3 protein-coding genes are annotated in these 8352 nt (G+C 68.2%); 1 reads left to right on the top strand and 2 read right to left on the bottom strand.

Annotation, left to right across the window (positions count from 1 at the left end; genetic code table 11):
* Window positions 1-79: 79 nt before the first annotated feature.
* Window positions 80-3448, bottom strand: a complete 3369-nt coding sequence (locus VGZ32_RS13055; protein WP_326886247.1) for a discoidin domain-containing protein — start codon at window positions 3446-3448, stop codon at window positions 80-82.
* Window positions 3449-3645: 197 nt separating this feature from the next.
* Here VGZ32_RS13055 and VGZ32_RS13050 point away from each other — a divergent pair, with 197 nt between their 5' ends.
* Window positions 3646-4692 carry a LacI family DNA-binding transcriptional regulator gene (locus VGZ32_RS13050; protein ID WP_326886246.1) on the top strand — a complete coding sequence of 349 codons (1047 nt, stop codon included), beginning with the start codon at window positions 3646-3648 and terminating at the stop codon, window positions 4690-4692.
* A 489-nt stretch (window positions 4693-5181) separates the two neighbouring features.
* On the opposite strand, the gene VGZ32_RS13045 is transcribed toward VGZ32_RS13050, so the two are convergent.
* Entirely contained in the window at window positions 5182-8214 is a 3033-nt protein-coding gene (locus VGZ32_RS13045; RefSeq protein WP_326886245.1) for a hypothetical protein, read from the bottom strand.
* Window positions 8215-8352: the final 138 nt, after the last annotated feature.

Raw genomic sequence — 8352 nt, 5'->3', positions numbered from 1 at the left:
CACTCTACTGTGGCAGCAGCCCGGCGGCTATATGAGCCGCTGACAGGTCAAATCGCTAATCACCAATCACCAGTCGCGGTCAGGAGTAGATCCCGAACTCATACAGCGAGTAGCCGAACGTCGTCCCCCTCGCTGTTCCATAGAGACGCACGTAGCGGCCCGAACCCGACACATTGAAGTCGTCTACACCACCGACTCCCGTCGTCGTGGAGTAGATCGTGGTCCAGTTCGTTCCGTCCGGTGAAGTCTGGATCTGGTAGGCCTGGCCATATGCCGCCTCCCAGACCAGCTGGATGTGGCTGATGGTCGTGGTCTGACCCAGGTCCACCTGGATCCATTGCGGATCGCTCCAGTCGCTCGCCCAGCGCGTACTAAGGTTTCCGTCCGTCGCGTTGCTCGGCGGATACGGGGCGCCATTCCCCGTCGCCTGATACGACGACGCGGTCGTGGGCTTGCCGATCGCGACATTCGTGCCGTTGACCGGGGGCGGCACGACCTTGAACGAGGCCGTCTGGATGCCGACGTTACCCAGGCCGTCGTACACGTAGACGTTGACCTTCCACACGCCGATCTGATTTGGCGCGGTGATCGTCAGGTTCCCGCCCTGCGCCGTGAATGTCGCGCCCTGAAGCGCCGTCGCCGAATTGATGTACTTGCTGTTGAAGTTGACGCCGTACCTTAACGTCGCGCCGGTCGGGCTGTTCGCCGCGACATTGACCGTGAACTGTCCGCCCGCCGGGACTGCCGACGCGTTGCCGACCGTGAGCCCGGTTATGACAGGGGCCTGGTTCGTCGTCGCCGTTCCGCCGTAGATGTTGCTGACCGTGTAGTACGACAGCCGCCGCCAACCTCCGGTCACCACGTTGAACCAGATGCCACCGAAGTCATTCTCGACGCCATAGTTGAACAGCGTGGCTCCCAGCGCGACGCCCTTCGCACTCGTGCCGGTTATGCAGCCCCATGCCGTCGCGTAGCCGTTAGCCGACTGCTGGTCGGTGTCCTCCTGCGGCACACCGTTCGCATCATTTGGCACCTCCCACTCACCTGCCGGACCGGACTCGGTCACGATGTAAGGCTTCGTGTAACCGCCGCTGTTCCAGGCCGATTGGACGTTGCACACGGCGCCGTACGAGTTGACCGCATACAAATCCAGGTTGGGCGAGTTGGCCTTGTAGTACGGCCACGCGCCGACCCAAGCGTCAGTCGACGTCACGGGGTGGTTGGGGTCGGCGGCGTGAATCGCCTGGGCGACCTGGTCGACGAACTGCGCGTACGCATTCCGCTCCGCCTCGAGTTGAGCGCCGGAGTAAGTGTTCTGAAGACTGAGAATCACCTCGTTCCCGACGTCCCACATCAGCACCGCACCGTCGTTCTTGTACTGATTGACGAATCCGACGATCGTGTTGAGCTGGTTGTTCTTGTACGTCGTGTCGTTGACGTAGTCATCGCTCTGGCTTAACCAGAAGCCGTTGATCACCTTGATCCCGTTGGCGGTGGCGGCGTCGAGCAGCGGCTGCGTCGTCGAGTCCGTGCCCCACGTGCGCACCGTGTTCACACCCATCGCCGCCAAATCAGGCAGGTATGTGCTGGCAGCAGCGGTCGACGGGCCGTACGTCATGCCCTTGATCTCGTACGGAGCGCCGTTGACCGACAGCGACCAGTTGCCCTGCGAGCCGGTGACCTTGACGACACTCGGATTGTTCGCCGGCGGGTTGGGCGTGGTCAGCGGCGGGGGCGCGGTGCCGGTCGCCTGCTGGACCGTGACCGAGTCGATGCTCATGACACCGCCGGACGAGGTCTGCACATTCGGCGAGGTGCACCCGCAGTCCGCGTTCGGGAACGCGCCGCCGATCGCGAGGTCGAAGATGATGAAGAAGCCGTGGTCCACGGCGGCCTGCCAGGTGGAGACCCCGACCTGGCTCTCGCTGACCTGCCAGAACTGCTGGCCGTCCACATACCAGCGGATCTGCTCGTCCGACTTCGTCCGGTCGATGATCTCCGAGTACGTGTGATAGGCGGTCTGGCAGCCGGCGCAGTATGTCAGGCCGCTGGTCCGCCCGGTGGCTTCGTTGCACGCGCCGCCGGGGTCGGTGCCGCAGTGCAGCGTCCCGGATACCTGGCTACGGCCGTTGACGGCCTCCATGATGTCCGACTCGCCGACAGCCGGCCACGCGCCGCCGGTCCGGTCGCCCGCACCGAGGGTCCAGAAGGCCGGCCAATAGCCGAGGGCGTGGGTCGGGTTCGGTTGCTCGATCGACGCGGAGATCTGCAGCATCCCCCCGGCGGGCGCCGCGAAATCGCTGCGCTGAGACTCGATCCGGCCCGAGGTCCAGGACCCGTTCGTGTCGATGGCCTTGATGTCGAGGTGGTTGTTGCCGTCGAGGTAGACGTTGCCGGTCGAGTTCGACATGGTCTCGACTTCACCGGTGCCCCAGTTGGCCGGGCCGCCGGGCGCGCTGGTTCCCGTGTCCTCGATCCAGTTGGACGACGACGGAGCGGTGTTGGCCGCGCCGGCGAAGTTGTCGCTCCACACGGTCGACCAGTTCGGATTCCCTCCGCCGGAAGACCCCAAACCGGCCGCGAACACCTCGAATTCCCAGAGCGAGTAGCCCCATTGCGTCGCCCGCGCCGTCCCGTACATGCGGACGTAGCGGCCTGATCCACTCACATTCAGCGTTTGCGTGCCGCCGGTACCCGCGGTCGTCGAATAGATGGACGTCCAATTCGTCGCGTCGTTGGAGACCTGGATTTGGAATGCGCTCGCATACGCTGTTTCCCAGTCCAGCACGACCTGGCAGATGTTCTGCGTGCTCCCGAGATCGACCTGGAGCCACTGCGGGTCACTGAACTGACTCGACCACCGCGTGCCGGTGTTGCCGTCCACGGCCGCCGACGCGGGCGTACCACCGTTCTCGATCGACGACGCGGTCGCGGGCTGGTTCAAGGCGACGTTCGTCGTACCGCAGGACGGCGGCGACGATGACCCCGCTGTCCCGTAGACCTGGAACTCCCACAACGAGTAGCCATATCCAGTCGCCCGCGCCGTGCCGTACATGCGGACGTAGCGGCCTGATCCACTCACGCTCAGCGTTTGCGTGCCGCCGGCACCCGCGGTCGTCGAATAGATCGACGTCCAATTCGTCGCGTCAGTCGACGTCTGGATCTGGAACGCCGTCGCGTACGCGTTCTCCCAAATCAGCACGACCTGGCTGATGGTCGCGCTGCTGCCGAGATCGACTTGCAGCCATTGCGGATCGCTGCCCCAGGCGCTCGACCAGCGCGTGTTCGGGTTGCCGTCCACCGCGTTCGAAGCGGGATATGCGCTGCTCTCAAGTGACGAAGCAGTCGCAGGCTGACCCTGCGAAAGCAGCGTCGACGCAGCATGCGCAGGCGTGCTCTGGGCGACCAGGGCGTACCCGGCGAGCGCAAGCGCGGTCAGGAACGTCATCAGTGCCTGAACCGGACGACCCACCGCGTGCCGCGTCGGTCTCCGCCGGGGAGGTCGTGGGAGGCTCCGCCGCGACGCTGCAGCGGAGGTGAGGGCTACCATGCCGACTCCTGTCGGTGATGAGGGTTGATCAGGGCGTAAGGGTGGGAGGGGGGGTTTCTGGGAGAGCGCTCTCTGGGGTGTGCTACAAAGGCAGCATGAGCAGCAACGACCCCACCGCCTCGCCGACGCTCGAGCACGTCGCCAAGGTGGCCGGGGTGTCGCGCGCCACCGTCTCCAGAGTGATCAACGGGATCCGCAACGTGGACCCGAAAATCCAGGAGGTCGTGCGGGCGGCGATCGCCCAGACCGGCTACGTGCCCAACCAGGCGGCCCGCTCACTGGTCACCCGCCGCACAAACTCGGTGGCCCTGGTGGTGTCGGAGGCCGAGCACCGCACCTTCGACGACCCCTTCCTGGGCCGCATCTTCACCGACCCCTTCTTCGGCCGGGTGGTCAGCGGCATCCTCGGCGTGCTGCGCCCGCGCGGCGTCACCATGGCGCTGATGCTGGCCGAGACCGAGGAGGCTCGCACGCAGCTGATCGGCTACCTGAAGCAGGGCCACGTGGACGGCGTCATCCTGATATCGACGCACGCCGAGGACCCCCTCCCGCGCCTGCTGACGGAGGCGGGCCTGCCGGCCGTCCTCTCCGAGCGCCCGTTCACCCCGCTCCCGATCAGCTATGTGGACGCGGCCCAGGCGGCCGGTGCCAAGCTGGCCGCCGACCACCTCGTCGCGCGCGGCTGCCGCCACGTCGCCACCATCTCCGGCCCGCTGGACATGCCCGCCAGCCGCGACCGGCTCGAGGGCTTCCGCGAGGCGATGGCGCGCCACGGGCACGCCTACGTGCCCTCCGTCGAGGGGAACTTCACTCAGGAGACCGGCGAGCGGGCGATGCGCCAACTGCTGGGCGGACACCCGGATCTGGACGGGGTGTTCGTCGCCAACGACCTGATGGCCCTCGGCGCGGTGCTCGCCCTGCACGACAACGGCCGGCGGGTACCCGAGGACGTGGCCGTGGTCGGGTTCGACGACAGCAACGCGGCGCTCGCGTGCCGACCACCGCTCACCACGATCCGCCAGCCGCTGGAGGACATGGCCGCCCGGATGGCGTCGCTGCTGCTGGAGCACATCGATGATCCGGGCAGCCCGCCGCGGTCGGTGATCTTCGAGCCGACACTCGTGGTGCGCCGCTCGGCCTAAAGCATCTAAGACACCTGAAATACCTGAAGCCTCAAAAGCACCTAAAGCCGCGCGCGCACCGCAGACGGAAAGCGGGACTCTCCTCACCGAGGCCTCCAAGCCCGGAACGGCATCGTGATGGGGGCGACGTCCCGCCGTGAACGCCATGGGATGGAGCGGCGCGCGGTCGATGCCGTGCGCCGTGAAGCCGGATCCGCAACGCCGCCTGCGCTACGGGGCCGGGTGCCTGCTAAGTAAGCGGAGAGCGCTCTCCGATTGGAGATGTTTACGCGGATGCTCCGGGGCTGTCAACGGTCCGAGCTTGGGCAGTCCTGGACGTGACCGCCGACAAACCCGACCTCGGCGCGCTGACCAGCGCAGTCATGAAAAGTCAAAAACTCACCATGAGAGCGCGACGCAACATTCGTAACCGGTTCCGCAACCGGTTACGCTACGCAGCCGACATCTGTAGCCAACACCGGACCGGCATCGGCCGCTAGCGCGGTCGGGCTAGTGCACTGCCGGACAGCCGCTGTCCCCGTTCTCCGCGCGACCGCCGACGCCGCTGTACCGCGCCGCATGCCCTCGCGCTAGTTCGAACGCCTCTTCCCGGCTCAGCGCTTTGCCCTCGGACACGGCGCGCTCGTAGTCGTCCTCCCCCACGGCGGCCCGCACGGCGCTCGCCGTCCTCCGCGTGTCACGACTGCGCGTGTCCGGCAGCGGCGCCGGACGGACGGTGCCTGCGGCCCCGAGCAGGCGCGCCGCCACAGCCGGCTCACCGAGACCCAGCGCCACCGCCGCGAGCCCTTCAACGCACCGGGCCACCTCAGGTCCATCGAAGAAGAACTTGGTCGCCGCGATCAGGGCCTGTAGGTAGTAGTCGGCCGCCGCCCGGAAGTCGCCCATGGCGGCCTTCAAGAGCGCTGTCTCAATGTGGAAATACGCACGGAACGGATTGTCCCGACCCCGCTGCTGGAACCGCCGGGCTTCCGCCAGATGCCACGCCGCCGCCTCCAGCTCGCCCCGCACCCGATACAGCCCGGCCCGCGTCAGGGCCACGAAGGCGCTGGACTCGTCGCCGTGGCGGGAGTCCCGCTGCAGGCTCTCGGCCTCGGCGAGCTTGCGGTCGGCCGCCTCGTGCTCGCCGAGGTACTCGTGCTCCCACACCGACATCACCGCGATGATCATCATGTCGCCGATCGCGCCGATCTCGCGGGCGTTCTCACCGGCCTCGGCGTAGACGGCGAGCGCGGCGCGGTGCTCACCACGCAGGCTCTCCACATAGCCGAGCGCCTGACCGCTCTCGGCCATCCCCCATCGGTCGCCGCACGCCCGGAAACGTTCGAACGCCGCCCGCGCGTGGCGCTCACCGGCGTCCGCGTCCTCATCGGCGAGCACTCGCGCACGCAGCATGCCGATCAGCCCGCTGCCCCACGCGTCGCCCGCCTCGACACAACGGCGATCCTCCTCGTCGAGCGCGTCACCGAACCGCTCAGGCTCGAAGAACGCGAACATGACGTCACTGAGGATCGCCAGCGTCGTGTGCCGCCCGCCGATCCGCCGGAACTCCTCCCGCGCGCGTTGCAGCCGCGCCTTGCCCTCGTACGGCAGTGTGCCGCCTTCGAAGGTGCCGACCGCGTCGAGCGCGAGGACGAGGGCGAAGACCATGCGGCGCCGGGTGCCCACACGGTCGGCCAGTTCGACCGCCGCCCGTGTCTCCTCCCGGCCGTCATTCCGTCCCCGCAGCATCCAGTACCAGGCGAGACCGGCACACAGGCGCAGCATCGTGTCCGCGTCCTCACAGTGCTGGACCCACGCCAACGCCGCACGAAAGTTGTCCTCAGCCTCGTCGAGCCTCTTGAGCCAACGCACCTGCTCCGGGCCGCGCAGGTACCGGTCCGCGCGCTCGGCCAGCCGGGCGTACCAGCGGGCGTGCCGGTCCCGCACCGAGCGTTCGCGCCCGGACTCGACCAGCCGTTCGCGGGCGTACTCGCGGATGGTCTCCAACAGCCGGTACCGCATCTCGCCGCCGCGGGGCGCGGCAACCACGAGCGACTTGACCACGAGCCGATCAAGAACGTCGAGGACATCGAGAAAGGGGCCATCCGACACCACGCCGCCGAGTCCTGCGCCTCTGCCGCCAACCACCTGCTCGACGTCCTCAAGCGTCGCATGACCGGCGAAGACCGAGCAGACCGCAAGGATCTCCCGCTCCCTCAGGTCCAGCAGATCCCAGCTCCAGTCGACCACCGCGCGCAGCGTCTGCTGACGCGGCAGAGCGGTGCGGGCACCTCGGGTGAGCAGGCGGAACCGGTCGTCGAGACGGTCGGCGACCTGACGCGCGGTCAGCACGCTGAACCGTGCCGCGGCCAGTTCCAACGCGAGCGGACTGCCGTCAAGCCTGCGGCAGATCTCGGCCAGCGCGGCGTCGTCCGCACCGTCCGCGGACAAGTCTGGACGCACGGCGCGGCCACGCTCGAGCAGCAGTTCCATCGCCGCGTACTCGCCGAGTCGGTCGTGCTCGGCATCGGGGGGCGGAACCGGCAGCGGATCCACCGGCAGCCGGACCTCGCCCGGTACAGCCAGCGGCTCCCGGCTGGTGGTCAGGATCGTGACCTCGGGACAGTGGTCAAGGATCAGCGCGGCCAAGTCGGCAGCCGCGTCCACCACGTGCTCGCAGTTGTCCAGAACCAGCAGCAACTTGCGGTCGCGCAGCACGGCGGCGACCCGGGTGCGGTTATCGCGGTTCAGGTCCGCGGCCCGGCGGCTGTGGTCGCTGACCACGACGTCACGTCCGCCGACGGCAGTGAGAACCTCGGCGGCCACGGACTCGGCACCGACCGGGGCGAGCTCCGCGACCACGGCGCCGTCCCGGGCGTACGCGACGGCCTTGGCCAGCGACGTCTTCCCTGCGCCGCCCGCGCCGACGAGGGTCAGCAGCCGCGTAGTGGCAAGCCGCGCGGTGATCTCGGCGAGCAGGCGATCCCGGCCGATGAGGCGCACTGCGAGGCGAGGCTGCTGGACCAGCCGTGCAGTCTCCACAGCAACAGCCGGCCCAGCCGATTCAGTCAGCTCAGCCAAATCGGCCAACTTGAGGCATTCGGCCTCGACCCGGCGCGCCTCGTCGGCCAGGTCGGGCACGTCGGCAAACTCGGCCAGCGGCTCGGGGCCGGCCAGCGCGAGCGCCTCGCGAGCGGCCTCCGGGGTGCGTTCGCGGGCGAGCCGGTCGAAGCGCACGACGTCGACGCGGGCTGGGTCCACCGCGAGCAGGTAGCCGGTCGGGCGGGAGGCGACCGCCTCCGCACCGACCACCCGGCGCAGCCGGGAGATCAGGGCCTGAAGTGCGTTGGCGCTCGGTGGCTCGCCGTTCCAGAGCTGGTCGGCGAGGTATTCGGCACGCCGGGGAGTGCCCGGGCTCAGCGTGAGCAGGGCGAGCAACGAACGCAGCCGCCGACCCGCCACCTCGATCGGGACACCGTCGCGCCAGACCTCGACGCCGCGCAGCACACTAACGCGCAGGTCCGATGTACGCGCGTCGTCCACTCAGCCATTCTGGCCGACCGACCCCCAGCGTGGCGCGCAGTTTCCGGCCGCTCTAAGCGAACGCCGCGGCGTCACTGCGCAGCCGTGTCACTGCACAACGATCATGACGACCGGTCGTCTTAGTCCCCAGAACGAACG

The organism is Actinocrinis sp. (genome assembly GCF_035938995.1).
In the GTDB taxonomy this organism is placed as follows: domain Bacteria; phylum Actinomycetota; class Actinomycetes; order Streptomycetales; family Catenulisporaceae; genus DASZGI01.
Note: the sequence above shows the minus strand (reverse complement) of the source record. Positions and strands in the feature narration are given on the sequence as shown.